A 16,402-nucleotide genomic window follows, 5' to 3' on the forward strand; every position below is an offset into this window, starting at 1 on the left:
CATGCCAGGATTTGAGCTTTTCGGAGATGCAGAACGAAAAGAAGTAAATGACGTTTTAGAAAGTGGCGTTTTAATGCGCTATGGCTTTGATGCTATGCGTAATGGCCATTGGAAAGCTAAAGCGTTAGAACAAGAACTTCAAAACACATTACAAGTTAAACACGCACAATTAGTGTCTAGCGGAACAGCTGCTGTATCTATAGCATTGGCATCAGCAGGAATAGGTTCGGGAGATGAAGTTATTATGCCAGCATTTACTTTTGTAGCTAGTTTTGAGGCTATTATGATGTTGGGAGCAATTCCAATTCTAGTAGATATTGATGATACTCTAACTTTAGATCCTGAAGCTGTGAAAGCAGCAATTACTCCAAAAACTAAAGCCATAATGCCTGTGCATATGTGTGGTAGTATGGCAAATTTAGATGAGCTGCAATCCATTTGTAAAACACATAATCTAATATTAATTGAAGATTCTTCGCAAGCTACTGGTGCCACTTATAAAGGAAAACCTCTGGGAAGTATTGGTGATTTAGGTTGCTTATCTTTAGATTATGTAAAAATTATTACTTGTGGTGAAGGAGGTGCTGTATTAACCAACAACGAAAAGTATTATACAAATTCTGATCACTTTTCAGACCATGGTCATGACCATAAAGGAAATGATAGAGGAGCAGAAACTCATCCGTTTTTAGGCTATAATTTTAGAATATCTGAACTCAATGCAGCTGTTGGTTTAGCACAACTGCGTAGGTTAGATGAATTTGTAGCTATCCAAAAGAAAAATTATAGTATTATTAGAGAAGCATTTTCTGTAATTCCTGAACTTACATTTAGAACAGTGCCAGAAGGAGGAGAAGAAAGTTATTCGTTTCTTAGTTTTTTCTTACCTGATTTAGAAACCTCAAGAAAAGCAGTAAAAGCTCTAAAAGACACAGGAATTGATGGCTGCTTTCATTACTATGATAATAATTGGCATTTTATAAGAAAGTGGGAGCATTTAAAAGATTTAAAAACACTTTATCCGCTTTCTAAAGAAGTAAAGGATGGGTTAAAGTATCTTCAAACTAAAGATTTTTCTAAATCTAATCACTTTATCGGTAGAAATATTTCTTGCTTAATAAAATTATCTTGGACAGAACAAGAGGTTAAAGAGCGTGCTTCTAAAATGGTAAAAGCCATTCAGTCAATTCTTTAAATCCCTGTTTTGATAGGCAATTTCTTCAATGTTACATTTATTGTATACTTTGTTACAATAGTGATACTCCCTTTTTTGCTTTGATTATAGTTTTACAATGCTATTAATTGAAGGAGAAGGGAGATGACAATATACAACACTGTTGTTTCCCTTTTATTTTTAAATACTTCAAGGTTAATCTTCTATATCATTATGAAATGCATAGTCTTAACTATCAAAACTTTATTTGTTGTTAATACATGTGCGGTTTCTATAATATATGGACAAGACATTAAACAAGAAAATAAGACAGATGTAAAGTAACATTTAGTTATAGAGCAAAATAAATACTGTTTACAGTTTTTTTAAATAATCGTTTTACAGTCAGTTTTAAGGTAATAGGAGATTTTAGTATAAAGATGTTTTTTGAGCATTTTAAAAACACTCAATTTTGATCAGTTAGACTAATCATGGAAAAGGACCAAATATCAAAACAATTTTATAGTAACCAAACTCAAATTGACGATTCGTCAAGGCGAACGTTTTTTAAACAATTGGTACTTGGTAGTATGGGATTTTATCTTTCACCAATGCTCTTGCAAAGTTGTAGTAAAGATGATTTAGGTAAACCTCCTTTTGGCGTGTGGAAAGACATGATTAAAATTTTAGAGCAAAGTCCAGATCATTTTATTGGTAGACGAAACGCTTTAGTTGCTTCTAAAAACCCAGAAGCAATGACCAACTTTGTTAGAGATAGTTTTCAAATTATTCCTTGGCAAAGCGATTTTCTTCACCATTCTGCTAATGGTACTATTTATGGGAAAGAGATGGCTTTACGCTGCGGACTTGCAACACCTCGCGAAAAAGCTGAAATTTTAAAAGACATGCTAGTAGATGCTGGTTATGAGGCTAAAGTAGTTTTGGAAGAAACCGAAATAACCTTAGATGAAGCAAAGTCAATAGTTTATCAAAAATTAACTCCAGAATTTGCGCCACCAATTACCAATAAAAAAATGCACAAGTGGCAAAAAATGATGGGAGTAATCAATAAAGAGGAAACTTACAAACAAATACCAGATATTGTAGAAAGCTCCGAAAGACTAGCCAATAACCTTTTAAACAATATTGATAAAAAATATATTAGAGATAGAACGGTTAATTTCAGGTTTCATAAAGCCTATGTGCCTTCGGTTGTGTTTTATGAAGAAGGAACTGAAAAGTATGCGCATGTGTTTGACCCAAAAGTGTCTTTTGGGAACTTGCATCCAACTAACAAAAAAAAGACCTTTAATAAAGCAGGCGAATATAAAGACCCAAAAGATGAAGATGTTACTATTACATTGTCTTGTAGAAATGCCTTAGACCACTGGAGTGAAACAGAATTGTTGACAGGAACTTGGAAGCTTTCTGAATTATTAGGGAATCAGTTGCAGGTTCAGTTTCTCAATAATATGAGTTTTGAAGAACAGTCAGTAAAATCTATTTCTGAAATTACTTCTTTCACTCCTTGTTTAGCGCTTCAAGACATTAATAAGGATGCTACTTATCTAGAGGAGCGTACAGTTTTAGGTGAACCAATAACCTTAGAAGCTGTAAAAATATTTGAAAATTATAATCCTGATAGTTTGCCTAATAATGAAGAGCCAGCAGCTATAAAAAAAGTACACTCTTTTGAAGGAACAGTTTTTCCACAGGCATTTCCAAAAGTACGATTGGAGCTAAGCCCTAAAGATGCTCAAGGAAATATTATTGAAGGTATATCAATAAGAAATTTTGAAATTACTGATAATGGACAAACTGTTTCAGGTTGGATGAATCAAAATGTGCTTTCACCCAAAATTTTATTGTTATATGATACGTCTGCAAGTATGCCTGGTGAATATGCAGGTGATAATATAAAACTGTTTTTACAGAATACCGAAGCAGCAATCAAAAAAAACTATCCGAAAGCTAGAGTAATACTTCAGCAAACGGGTTCAAACATTTATACAGCATTACTCAAATCAAAACAGTTGGATGTAGATGTAATTCTTTATGCAACTGATGGAGATAATAATGATGCATTTGATGCGTCATATACACCAATTTATGAGGCTGGTCCACCTGCTATTTTTCTTAATGTAAAACCTCAAGGTACTGTATATAAACATTTGAGAGAAAATATGGACTTTGTTGAGATTGCTGCAGATGATCAAGAGCTTACCATTACTGAGATTACTAAAATTATTGATGGTTTAAAATTTCCTACTTATGTAGTAACATATTCTGCTTTTGCTGAAAAAGATGCACATAATGTAGAAGTTAAGCTAAAAGATACAACACATAAAGTCAATTTAAACTATAAGTTTCCAGAACCTAGTGACCATCTTTTGGGTAATCGTATGGTTGGACTTTATCTCACCATAAAACGATTAGGAAAAAATCCTATTAAACGTGTGTTAGCAGGTTATGAGCCTCATAACGATTTTTATGCTAATCCAACCCAACTCACCCGAAAAATGATAGATGAAGTGCACGAAATGCTTCTTGGAGGTGCAGTTATGGCTTTTGAACGAGAAGCACCAACACTTTCTATTCAGCTAACGGAGTATTTGCAAGCATTAATGAGTAATCAAAACTGGTTTGAAGCCTATCAACAAGGCAATATTAAAACAGCGGTTGAAGAAATAGCTAAAGGTGGATTTAGTTATCCTTCTCTATTATTAAGTATGTTGCAGCCTATTCAAAATAATGTAACAGAGCAAGCCATAACCTATCCAAACGGATTTAGATCTTGTATTGTTAAATTTTCTCCAGGATTTTATAATAACGAAACTAAGACTTCTTTCGATTTTTTACCAACTTCAGAATATCAAACTGTAAGTAGAAGCGGAACTGGAAATTTTGAGGAAACCCTAAAGAAAACAGCTCAATTAGCAATTTTAGAAGGTTACGTGTTTGAAGATAGTGCCTATTCTCAACTCAAAGAAAAACCATTACTACTAAATAAAGCAATGGGACGAGATGAACGTTTCAGTTCGCAAACTCTTGGAAGCGATTATCATTATTATGGAAAACAAATATTTGGAGGAGGTATTTTAAAACTTTTTGATACATCCTTACAAGTAAAATCATTTTGGAAAATAGATCCAATTAAAGGTGAACTCTATGGCATTTTACCAAACCAAACAGGTGGAGGCTCAAGAACCACTTATAAACAATTGATGGAGCTAGATAAGGTTATAGAAGGTTATAAAGAAGTCTTATCTGCCATGAATTTTGGTCTTACAGTTACTGGGCTTGGAAGTTTACCATTAGGTCTTGTAGCAGCTTATAGCTTAACTCTAGTGAAATTATATGCGCTAGCATCTCAAGCTTTAATATTGATGAACACAACAGGAATGGATGAAGATTTAACTATTGCACTCCAAGCTTTAGCCTGCGATTTATATAAGGAAATACTATATGATTCTTTTTATGGAGTAGGTACAGCTGCCAGCACCATAGAAAACCTAATTGGAGCTATGGGAGGTATTGACGGAGAAGATTTCTCATTCTTTAAATGCTAAATATTTAATACAATATAAAATCATGAAAGCAAAAACACATATAAAAACATTGATAGCAATTATAATGCTGCTACCAAGTTTAATTTTTTCTCAAGAAGATTACGAATTATGGGGAATGACTTTTCGAGGAGGAAAATCTGATATGGGAACCATCTTCAAAACTGATGAAAATGCTGAAAACTTAGAAGTTCAATACAACTTTTTTAAAACTGATGGCTATGATATAGATAGTGGAGTGATAGAAGCCTCTAACGGAAAATTTTATGGACTGTCACCTTATTCGGGACTTTATTTATATGGTGTTTACTATGATAGCGATAATATTGGTGGAGTTTTGTATGAATATGATCCTGTAACTGGAGTGTTTGAAACTAAGTTTAGGTTTGGTGTTGATGAGTTTGAGGTGATCAATTCAACAAACGGAAAGCGTCCTGAAGGAGCACTTATTGAAGTTAATAATAAACTTTATGGAATGACTAGAGAAGGAGGAGACCATGGTGATGGAGTCATTTTTGAATATGATTACTTACAAGATACCTTTACAAAACTTCATGATTTTAATGATTTAAATGGTAGAGCACCAGAAGGAGAACTTACATATGCTTCTAATGGAAAACTATATGGAATGACTTCTGTTGGAGGTGATTATGATGATGGCGTTATTTTCGAATTTGATCTCAACACGAATACTTACACAAAAAAGATCGATTTTGATGATAATGCACTAAACCCAGGAAGAAGACCTTATGGTTCATTGTTCGAAGCTAGTAATGGAAAACTGTATGGCTTAACCAGTGAAGGTGGTACAAATGATTCTGGTGTATTATTTGAATATGATTTTCTTACCAATACATTGACTCACTTATTTAATTTTGGATTAGCTGGAACTTCTGGAGCTTATCCGCTAGGAACATTGGTGGAAGGTCCAAATAATTCTTTAGAACTATTTGGTACAACTTCAGAAGGAGGTACTGAAGATTATGGTATTCTTTTCAAATACAATATATCAACAGATACCTATACCACATTATTGAGTTTTGCATCTTCAAACAATTTAGGTTATTCACCAGGACCTAAGCTTACACTAGCATCTAATGACAAGCTATATGGAGTTACAGAGTATGGTGGAGCTAGTGGAATTGGATCCTTATTTGAGTATAACCCTTCTACAGGTCTATCTAGTTTGCTATATGGTTTTAATATAAATTCTGGGTATTATCCATATGCAGGTCTTTTTGAAGCTTCAGACGGTAAATTATATAGTATAGCTAACAAGACGCGTTATGGATTAGTAGACTCTTTCAATAGTATGTTTTATAGTTTTGATTTATCTACAAATAGTTATAGCCCAATTTTTAAATTTAATAGCTCAACTGATGGCGCAGGACCTGATGGAAGTTTAATATATTCTGAAAACAGACAAAAATTCTATGGTTTAACATTAAGAGGAGGAATAAATGACTCAGGCGCAATTTTCGAATATAACCCAATAAGTAATATTTATACAAGACTACATAGTTTTGATGAGCCAGATAGTAGCTTTGAAATGGGAATTTTTCCAAGAGCAAGTTTACTAGAAGCGTCCAATGACAAGTTGTATGGAACAGCATTTAGAGGAGGAAGTAACGAACTAGGTATGTTGTTTGAGTTTGATTTATCAACAAACACTTTTGCTAAGAAACATGATTTTGGTCAGTTGCTAGGAGGAACACCATTAGGTGATTTGGTTCAGGCTTCTAACAATAAAATTTATGGAATGGCATCAGTAGGAGGACAAGGTAATTACATGGGAAATGAAGTTTCTGTTGGAACTATTTTTGAATATGATATTAATACAGAAAGTTATACTAAAATTCACGATTTTAATGTAGAAAATGGAGCATTACCAAATGGTGGTTTAATTGAGGCAACAAATGGAAAACTTTATGGAATGGCTACTCAAGGAGGATTAAAGGGTGTTGGAGTTATTTTTGAATGGGATTTTGTTACAGGCTTCAACAAACTATATGATTTCGATTTTGAAGACTTAAATGGTTATTATCCTTATGGAAATTTACTTCAATTTGATGCTAATACACTTTATGGATTGACTTCAGAAGGAGGTGTAAATGGAGACGGAACAATCTTTAAATATGATATACAAACCAATACCTTTTCCAAGGTTTTTGATTTTAATGATGTGTTAACAGGAGCTATACCGCTTGGTAGCCTAACAAAATTAAATAACAAACTTTATGGAGTTACCTCAGAAGGAGGAACACACGATTATGGTACTGTATTTGAATTTAACCCTCAAACCTTATCATTTACAAAAACGTTTGACTTTGATTCCCAGAACGGAAGATTACCTGTTACTACTACATTAGTGGTTTTAGACCGAAATACACTTGCTACAAATATTGTAGATGAAAATAAGATAATTGTTTACCCAAACCCAGCTCAACAAGAAATACATATAACGACAGATGCACATATTACCAAAGTATCTTTATTTGATGCTTTAGGTAAAGAAGTTTATTTAGAGATGACTGGAAATACAGTTAATGTAGAACCATTAAAAAGCGGTATTTACATATTAAAAGTAGAAACTGATAAAGGTTCAAACTCTAAAAAAATAATAATTAACTAACTTTATATCAATAATTTAATAATTTAAGTTATGAGAAAATTAAACCAGCTAATCTTATTTGTTTTAGTTTTTACAGTCTTTAATTGTAAGAATGACAAAAAAACAGAATCTGTTATTGAAGTAGCAGAACATGAAGAGACTGTAAAACTACCAACCAATACAATAGATATTTTAACAAGAAGTATGGAGTTTGTTATGGCAGATACTATTACTTCTGGTTGGAATACTTTTAAGTATGACAATAGAGCAAATGAAACACACTTTTTTAGATTCGTTAAAATGCCAGAAGGCATAACTTCTGAAAATTTTAAAACTGAATCCGATCCAGTTTTTGAAGAAGGTATGGATTTAATAAACGAGGGTAAAACCGAAGAAGGCTTTGCTGCATTTAGCAAATTACCAGAGTGGTTTAGCAAATGTATTTCTACAGGTGGTTCAGGATTGATTGCACCAAAAAGTAAAACCTATACTGCTCTTTACTTGGAACCTGGTCTTTATAGTATGGAATGTTATGTAAAGATGCCTAATGGCAAATTTCACTCAACAATGGGAATGGTAAAGCAAGTATACGTAAGCGAAACAGATAGTGGAAATGTAGCTCCTAAAGCAACAGACACAATTGATATAAAAGAAGATGGGTTTCATTTTAATAGACATATTCCAAAAGGAAAACATATTTTTCAGGTGAATGTTCTTAGTCAAAAACTACATGAAAACTTTGCCTCTACTGATGTGCATCTTGTAAAACTAGAACCTCATGCAAATAGAGGCACTTTAGAGTCTTGGATGGTATGGTATGACCCAAAAGGGTTTATTACACCTGTTCCTAATGGTATTGAGTTTTTAGGTGGTTTTAATGATGCAGTACAAGGCAGCACAGGCTATTTTTACGCCAATTTAAAACCAGGTAAATACGCTTTCATCGCTGAAGTACCAAATGCAAAAGCAAAAGGATTATTTAAAGAATTTGAAGTGTTAGATTAATACTTAACGTACTCAACAATTTCTAAACCATAACCAATCATGCCAACACGTTTGGTTTGTTGGCTATTAGAGATTAAACGTAGTTTATGAATGTTTAAGTCATGAAGTATTTGAGCACCAATACCAAAGTCTTTACTGTCCATTTCAATTCTTGGAGCTTTTACAACTTCACCTTTAACCTGACTATCTCTTAAAGCGCTAAGACGTTTTAAAAGGTTCATAGATTGTGATTGCTGGTTGATAAAGATAATAGCACCTTTACCTTCTTCGTTTATAACTTTAAACATATCATCCAACTTCTCATCGGCATTGTTGGTTAAAGTTCCTAAAATGTCATTGTTTACTAAAGTAGCATTAACACGTGTTAATATGCTTTCATCGTTAGTCCAAGTCCCTTTGGTAAGTGCAATATGGATTTGATTATTGGTTGTTTGTTGGTAAGCTCTTAATCGGAAACTTCCAAAACGAGTTTCAATATTAAAGTCTTCTTTTTTATCAATTAAAGAATCGTGCTCCATTCTGTAAGCCACTAAATCTTCAATAGAAATTACTTTTAAGTCAAACTTTTCAGCCACTTTAACCAGTTGAGGCAAGCGTGCCATTGTACCATCTTCATTTAAGATTTCAACAAGAATTCCTGCTGGTTTAAATCCTGCTAAACGTGCTAAATCTACAGCAGCTTCAGTATGACCTGTTCTACGAAGTACACCTCCATTTTTTGCTCTTAAAGGAAAAATATGACCAGGTCTTCCAAGGTCATGAGGTTTAGTGTCATCATCCACTAATGCTTTAATGGTTTTTGCTCTGTCATGCACCGAAATTCCAGTGGTACATCCATGACCAATTAAATCCACAGAAACCGTAAATTGAGTGTGGTGCAAAACAGTGTTGTTTTGTACCATCATGTTAAGGTCTAAATCTTGACACCTATCTTCAGTTAAAGGCGCACAAATTAAGCCTCTACCATTAGTTGCCATAAAGTTAATCATCTCTGGAGTAACCGTTTCAGCAGCAGCTATAAAGTCGCCTTCGTTTTCTCTGTTTTCATCATCAACAACAATTACTACTTTACCATCACGAATATCATTAATGGCTTCTTCTATAGTATTCAATTCAATTTTCACGGATTGTTTTGCGGTTTTAAGCATAACGAGCATATATTTATGCTGCAAAGATATGGCTTATTTTATATTTTTTATGCTACTTTTTGATAACTCTTCTTTTACTCTGTTTTTTAACAAGAAATAGGTTAAAGCATAAAAAGGCAGACCAATAAGCAGTAAAAAGTAATTGATTTTTTTATCACTCTCTTTGAGTGTGCTGAAAAACTTAGAAATCTTGATTGAAGATACTACAAAGTAAATCGCAAAGAATAATAGTGCAATTAAACCTAAGTTAAGTATAGTAACTGCTAATTCAGGAAGCTTATTGTTTTTAAATACAAAATGAAGTACTATAAAAACAGCAGCAATAGCATAAGACACAAATGTGGTTAACGAGTAGTCGTTAAAGTCTTTTGCAACTTTTTCAGAGGCTATAAAATTCGTATCAATGTTAATGCCTTTTTCAACTATTTCGCTTGTGTTTAAACCTAGTTTTTTAAGTTGCGCATAGGCTCTAGGTTTTACGGTTTCGTCGTAATCGTACGATTCAAAGTTTTTAATAACATCTACTAGCTTATCTTCATTATAAGTTTCAAGTTTCTTGTAGCTTAGTAGAAGTGGATCATTTTCATTTTTGGGTTTTATTCTGAATAGTTTTTTAAGCGGATCTAATATGGAATCAAATTCAAATAAGCCTCTATCTTTTGTGGCACGACGTGTTAAATAAATACTTAAAGGTAACATGATTAATGTTGAAAGCCATGTCGCAAAAACAGGATTGAAAGACCCATCCTGAGAACTGTTTTTAGAAAAAATTCCTATAAAATGGTAAGTCAAAAACAATAATATTGCAATAACCAAAGGTAAACCAATACCTCCTTTTCTTATTAGTGCACCAAGAGGAGCGCCAACAAAGAATAGAATTATACAAGCAAATCCTAGTGCGTATTTTTCGTGTAATGAAATGATGTGCTTGTTTAACCATTTGGTTTTACTGGTAGCTGCAAATGATTTAGATTCTATAATTTGATTAGTACTATTAACTGTATTTGTCGCCAAATTAAGAAGTTGAACTTTGGTTTTTGTATCAAATAACTCTAGGACTTCACCTGTGTAATTAGAATCTTTTTTGGTTTCAATGTCGTCTTTTAAATTGGCAATAGATGTTCTTTCATAAAGCGTTTTAGAAAAATCTTTAAAGTCATTTGATTTTTCATTGTAAAGACTATCTATAGTGTAGTTTAGGTCGCTTACATCAAGCATGTTAAACCTGCTTTCGTAACTCTTTTCCTCGTAGTCAACATCGTTTAGTCCTTCTAAATCAACATTTATAACGTACTTTTCAAAGTAACTTTTTACATGTGGTTTTTTTACATTTTGTTTTGGGTCGTTACTAATAACTTCGTCATAGTAATTACCATTGTAAAGTACTAATTGTAAAATATTAGAGTTTTCACTACTTATCAGTTCTCCAGTTTCAGAAGAAATTACAGTATAGTTACCAACTCTTTTCGTGTTTTTTTTATGTATGTAAACATTTTTTAAATACTGGCCTTTTTCACCACTTTTTTCTTCTACTTTAATATTGTAGTTACCAACTTCGTTAAACTGCCCTTCGGCAATTGCCATAGCAGGTAGTGTTTTGGCAATGTTTTTTCTTAAGTTATAAAAGTTATAGTTAGCCCAAGGGATAACGTTGTTAGCAAAGAAAAATGTAACTACAGCAAGTATGAGTATAAAAACACTTAAGCCTCTCATTGCTCTTTGCAATGAAATACCTGTAGATTTCATTGCAGCAAATTCATAGTTTTCGGCAAAGCTACCAAACACCATTATTGAGGCTAAAAGAATAGTAAGCGGTAAAATTAGAGGAATAAGGGTAGGAGTTACATATACAAGAAACTTAAGTATTACAGAAACCGCTAAATCTTTTCCTGCAAGTTCACTTATATACAACCAAATAGATTGTAAAACAAAAATGAGCATGAGTATCACAAACACGCTCATAAATGTTTTTAAGTACGTTTTAAGTATGTACCTATCAAGTATTTTCATTAATTAAAGCCTAATCCAATTTATTGATGTAGTAATCTTTATACTTATTCTCATCAAAAGTAAATAAGGATTTTGAAATCGGCTCATTAGTTTTAAAAGAATTAACAGTTAAAGTTGTTTTTGTTCCATTTTTACCAACTTCAATAAGGTTGTAAATATGCTTGGTTTGTGCATCAATACCTAATAAAACTTGCTTAATTTCAGAATTAGTATCAATTGGACTTAGTTTTACATATTGAATTTTTCTACCATTTACATTTTGAACAATATCCATTGTGTAAGTGTAACCATCTTCGTAAAAAGATAACATTTTACTAGGTGTAATTGTGCTTTCATCTTCAGAATTATCTGAAGAAATAGTTACTTCTTCATCATCAGGACTTATAGTGTAAAGGGTTTTGCCATCAAAAATTCTGGTAGCTCCTAAAATGTTAAGTCTGTATTTTTCACCTTGCATCACAACATCACCACGAGTTTCTTGGTCAATGTTTTCACTTGTGTTTTTTAATGCATATTTAAAGTCAATACTAATGTTTTCATAGCTTTTAATCTTTGCGCTAACTTCATTAAGTAAGTTTTTAGCTGAATTTTGTGCTACTGTGCTAAAACTGATTAAAAGGACTAATGCTATTACAATTTTTTTCATCATTATGTTTTTTGTGCCTAAAGGCTTTCGTTTTCTAATAGTTGGTCTAATGCTGCTAAATCTGGTACTAAAACCTGACGTGCTTTACTGCCTTCAAAACCACCAACAATACCAGCAGCTTCAAGTTGGTCTATTAACCTTCCAGCTCTGTTGTAACCTAATTTTAATTTACGTTGCAACAATGATGCTGAACCTTGTTGTGCAGTTACAATTATTTCGGCAGCTTCTCTAAACAGCTTATCTCTGTCTTCTATATCTATATCAATACTTGTGCCACTTTCTTCACCAACATACTCTGGTAAAAGGTAAGCATCTGGATATGCTTTTTGTGCACCAATAAATTCAGTGATTTTTTCTACTTCTGGTGTGTCGACAAAAGCACATTGTATTCTTATAATGTCGTTTCCTTGAGTGTAAAGCATATCTCCACGACCAATAAGTTGGTCTGCTCCAGCTCCATCTAAAATAGTACGTGAGTCTATTTTTGAAGTTACTCTAAAAGCGATACGAGCAGGGAAGTTTGCTTTAATAATACCAGTAATAACGTTAACCGATGGACGTTGTGTAGCAATAATTAGGTGAATACCAATGGCACGAGCTAATTGTGCTAAACGCGCAATTGGAGTTTCAACTTCTTTTCCTGCTGTCATAATTAAATCGGCAAACTCATCAACAACCAAGACAATATATGGTAAGTATTGATGGCCATCGTTAGGATTTAATTTTCTAGCTTTAAACTTTTCGTTGTATTCTTTAATGTTACGACACATTGCGTTTTTAAGCATTTCGTAACGATTATCCATTTCAATACACAAAGAGTTTAACGTGTTAATCACTTTAGTGTTATCGGTAATTATGGCTTCCTCACTATCAGGTAGTTTTGCCAAATAATGACGCTCAATTTTATTGAATAAAGTAAGTTCTACTTTTTTAGGGTCAACCAACACAAACTTAACTTCTGCAGGATGTTTTTTATACAATAGCGAAGTTAAAACTGCATTTAAACCTACCGATTTTCCTTGTCCTGTAGCACCTGCCATAAGTAAATGAGGCATTTTTGCTAAGTCTACAACCATGGTTTCATTGCTAATGGTTTTACCAAAAGCAATAGGTAATTGCATGTCAGATTTTTGAAATTTTTGCGAAGCAATTACCGAACGCATAGAAACAATAGTTGAGTTTTTGTTTGGCACCTCAATACCTATGGTTCCTTTTCCTGGAATAGGAGCAATAATACGAATTCCTAATGCTGAAAGCGATAATGCAATATCGTCTTCAAGGTTTTTGATTCTTGAAATTCTTACTCCAGCTTCAGGGACAATTTCATAAAGTGTTACTGTTGGTCCAATAGTAGCTTTAATGTTAGAAATTCCAATTTTGTAGTTATTCAGGGTTTCTACAATTCGGTTTTTGTTTTCTTCTAACTCTTCTTGGTTTATGGTGATACCTTCAGAATCGTATTTTTTTAATAAATCTAAAGGCGGAAATTCAAACTTACTGAGTTCTAGTGTTGGGTCAAACTGTCCGAAATCTTCAACAAGTTTATTTGACAAGTTATCAGCTTCAGAAATTTCTTCTTCAAATTGTTCAATCTCTATTTCTACGTCTTCTTTAACCTCTTCAGTAACTTCAACTTTTATAGGCTCTTTTTTAGGTTCTGGTTTTGAATAGTTTTCAATAGTAGGCTCTACAGTATCTTCAACATTAAGCTCAAAAGCAGATTTGATATCTTCAGCTTCGGCAGTTAGGTCATTATCTACAGTAATTGAAGTATCATTATCAGTGGTAGTGTTGAACTCATTTTTAAGGTCTTTTTTGGCACGTTTAAAAAGATTTACAAAGGTTTGACCTGTAAATTTAAATCGGATAGCTAAATAGGAAATCAATCCAAAAAGTAGGAGTAGTGCTGTACCAATTTTACCAATGTAATCTTGGAAATAAGAGTTCATTTCAAAACCTATGGTTCCTCCAAGTATGTTGTATTTGTGCGTAAAAAAACCAAAAAATATGGATAACCAAATAACAATTAGTGTTCCCCATATCCAGTGTTTTCTTAGCTTAGTTTTATTAATATCTAGTGTAACGTAAACACCTGAAAGGAATAGTAAACCTGAAAAGATAAACGATGCAATACCAAATCCTTTAGTGATAAACAATTCGCTTAACCAAGCACCAATAACATTCATCCAGTTTTCGGCTTCTTGCTCGCGAGAAGGAAATTGACTAACGATGCTTTGATCTGCTTTTCCACTAAATAAAAACGACAAGAAAGCTATAAAGAGTATGATACCAAATATCATCAACAAACTACCAAAAATTAATTTTTGTTGGCTTGTTAATGTTAAATTCGGCTTTTTAAATTTAGAAGTTTTACTGCTTTTAGTTTTGGTTTTCTTCTTCGCCATCAACGCATTGTTAGATTAAAACAAAAATACAAATTACTAACGTTTATCCTAACGGAATTAGTATTAAAACAACTTTGGGATATAAATCACCAAAGCGCCTATAATAGCTGTAACCGATGCGATAAAAACTGCACCAGCAGCTATGTCTTTTATTCTGCCAATTGACTTGTGATGTTCAGGATGAATAAAATCTGCAATATATTCAACAGCAGTATTAACACCTTCAATACTTATTACTAAACCAATAAATGCTATTTGAAATAGCCATTCTGTAGTAGAAATATTAAAATAAAATCCAGCAGCAGTAACTAGAATAGCTACTACTATCTGAATTTTTATACTTGCTTCGGTTTTGATTAAGTAAGCAGCACCTTTATAGGCAAAACCTACGCTTTTTAATCTGTTTTGTAAAAAAGACTCCTTTTTGGACATTTGTAAATTAAGATAAAGCGTCTAATGCAGCTTTGTAGTTAGGTTCGTCTACAATTTCAGCAACTTGCTCTGTATGTGTAACAACACCATCCGCATTGATTACTACAATACATCTAGAGTGTAAAGCTTCTAGTGGACCATCAGTAAAATCTAAGCCATAAGCTTTCCCAAAACTGCCATCTTTGTAATCAGATAAACTAATCACATTATCTAGTCCTTCAGCACCACAAAAACGTGATTGTGCAAAAGGTAAATCTTTAGAGATGCACAATACTTTAGTGTTGTTTAAGCTACTTGCTTCTTTGTTAAAAGTTCTTACAGATTGAGCACAAGTACCAGTATCAACACTTGGGAAGATGTTTAAAATTACATTGCTGCCTTTAAAATCATTTAACGATTTACTGCCTAAATCGTTTGTGGTAAGAGTGAAATCTGGAGCTTTAGAACCAACAGATGGTAAAGTCCCTGAAGTATGTATTGTATTTCCTTTTAAAGTTACGGTTGCCATAATATTGTGATTTTTTATTTATGCTAAAATTAATGATTATTTGAGGCTTAATCATTAAAAAAAATATAATATTTTTAAAATTGAAGATTAAATTAAAACGTACCTACTAAACCTATTTGGTTAGTGCTGAATTTAATATTCCAGCTGATTTGTTTTTCTCTTTTAGGAGTGTTGTAAGCATTTTCATCGTTTAAAAACTTATCAATACTATCTACAACAACTATACTAACAATTGCACTAAAAGCAATGTCAGTAACCCAATGCGCATCATCAATAATTCTTGATATTGGAGGAATTGCTCCAACGGTATAAATACCTGCTTTAACCCATGGGTTTTTAAATTGTTTGGCAATTGAATGTGCCATAGTTACAGAAAGAATAGTATGTCCCGAAGGAAAGGATCTAAAAGCCGCTTCGCCTGAAAAAGGTTTAAAAGTGTAGTTGTCATAACCAGAACCAGGACGAGCTCTACCAATTGCAGCTTTACTAACAGTTTGTATTAAACCTGTAGTTATAGATGAAGATATGATTAAAACACTAGTTTTACGGACTTTTTCATTTTTAGTAAATATCCCAAACGCATATAAACCTGCATTTGCCATAAAGTAGTTTTGTGGACTACCAAAATACCAACCAAAATCTCTTAATGGTGTAGGGAAGTCTTCTTTATTGTTTAAAGCAAAGTCGCGAATAGGCTCATCCGCTAAACTAAGTGCTGCAGTACCTGCAACAAATAAACCAAGCTTTTGAAAATCTTTAGACTTCCAATGTAACGGTCTAGTAAAAGAATGTCCTACACCTTTTAAAGTGTATTTAAAATCATGTTTTACTAATTGCCATATTGAAGTAGAGTCTTGCTCTTGTACATCAATAACAAGCTGTTGCGCTACAGAGTTGTTGTAGGTAAACAGCATTATA

At 32.9% G+C, this 16,402-nt stretch carries 11 protein-coding genes; 4 read left to right on the forward strand and 7 right to left on the reverse strand.

Going from position 1 to position 16,402, the window contains the following annotated elements; all coding sequences use genetic code 11:
* The first annotated feature begins 1 nt into the window (after position 1).
* The 4 genes from DMZ43_RS14300 (at position 2) to DMZ43_RS14315 (ending at position 8,335) form a co-directional block, all read left to right on the forward strand.
* The gene (locus DMZ43_RS14300) at positions 2-1,195 is read left to right on the forward strand and encodes a DegT/DnrJ/EryC1/StrS aminotransferase family protein (protein ID WP_131509013.1); all 1,194 of its coding nucleotides are present in this window, start codon (positions 2-4) and stop codon (positions 1,193-1,195) included.
* Positions 1,196-1,644: 449 nt separating this feature from the next.
* On the forward strand, positions 1,645-4,722 hold the full coding sequence (locus DMZ43_RS14305; protein ID WP_131509014.1) for a hypothetical protein: 3,078 nt from the start codon (positions 1,645-1,647) through the stop codon (positions 4,720-4,722).
* Between the two features lie 22 nt (positions 4,723-4,744).
* Positions 4,745-7,351, forward strand: a complete 2,607-nt coding sequence (locus DMZ43_RS14310; protein ID WP_131509015.1) for a choice-of-anchor tandem repeat GloVer-containing protein — start codon at positions 4,745-4,747, stop codon at positions 7,349-7,351.
* Between the two features lie 30 nt (positions 7,352-7,381).
* Positions 7,382-8,335: a hypothetical protein gene (locus tag DMZ43_RS14315; protein ID WP_131509016.1), complete on the forward strand. Its 954-nt coding sequence runs from the start codon at positions 7,382-7,384 to the stop codon at positions 8,333-8,335.
* Here the strand turns inward: DMZ43_RS14315 and ribB are convergent.
* From ribB to DMZ43_RS14350, 7 genes are all read right to left on the reverse strand, one after another.
* Positions 8,332-9,483 (reverse strand): 3,4-dihydroxy-2-butanone-4-phosphate synthase, encoded by a 1,152-nt coding sequence (ribB, locus tag DMZ43_RS14320; RefSeq protein WP_129761750.1) that lies wholly within the window; start codon positions 9,481-9,483, stop codon positions 8,332-8,334. The two genes, DMZ43_RS14315 and ribB, sit on opposite strands and share 4 nt — an antisense overlap.
* 33 nt (positions 9,484-9,516) lie before the next feature.
* A complete protein-coding gene (locus DMZ43_RS14325; RefSeq protein ID WP_131509017.1) occupies positions 9,517-11,493 on the reverse strand; it encodes an LptF/LptG family permease in 1,977 nt (658 codons plus the stop codon).
* 10 nt (positions 11,494-11,503) lie between these two features.
* The gene (locus tag DMZ43_RS14330) at positions 11,504-12,139 is read right to left on the reverse strand and encodes an outer membrane lipoprotein carrier protein LolA (protein ID WP_131509018.1); all 636 of its coding nucleotides are present in this window, start codon (positions 12,137-12,139) and stop codon (positions 11,504-11,506) included.
* A gap of 17 nt (positions 12,140-12,156) precedes the next feature.
* Positions 12,157-14,544, reverse strand: coding sequence for a DNA translocase FtsK (locus DMZ43_RS14335; RefSeq protein WP_131509019.1), 2,388 nt, complete (start codon positions 14,542-14,544; stop codon positions 12,157-12,159).
* Positions 14,545-14,607: 63 nt separating this feature from the next.
* Positions 14,608-14,976 (reverse strand): diacylglycerol kinase, encoded by a 369-nt coding sequence (locus DMZ43_RS14340; protein ID WP_131509020.1) that lies wholly within the window; start codon positions 14,974-14,976, stop codon positions 14,608-14,610.
* A gap of 7 nt (positions 14,977-14,983) precedes the next feature.
* Entirely contained in the window at positions 14,984-15,484 is a 501-nt protein-coding gene (gene tpx, locus DMZ43_RS14345; protein ID WP_129761755.1) for a thiol peroxidase, read from the reverse strand.
* A gap of 92 nt (positions 15,485-15,576) precedes the next feature.
* Entirely contained in the window at positions 15,577-16,398 is an 822-nt protein-coding gene (locus tag DMZ43_RS14350; RefSeq protein ID WP_131509021.1) for a phosphatase PAP2 family protein, read from the reverse strand.
* Positions 16,399-16,402 lie beyond the last annotated feature (4 nt).

The sequence above is a fragment of the Meridianimaribacter sp. CL38 genome, assembly GCF_004328055.1.
Classification (GTDB): Bacteria; Bacteroidota; Bacteroidia; order Flavobacteriales; family Flavobacteriaceae; genus Gaetbulibacter_B; species Gaetbulibacter_B jejuensis.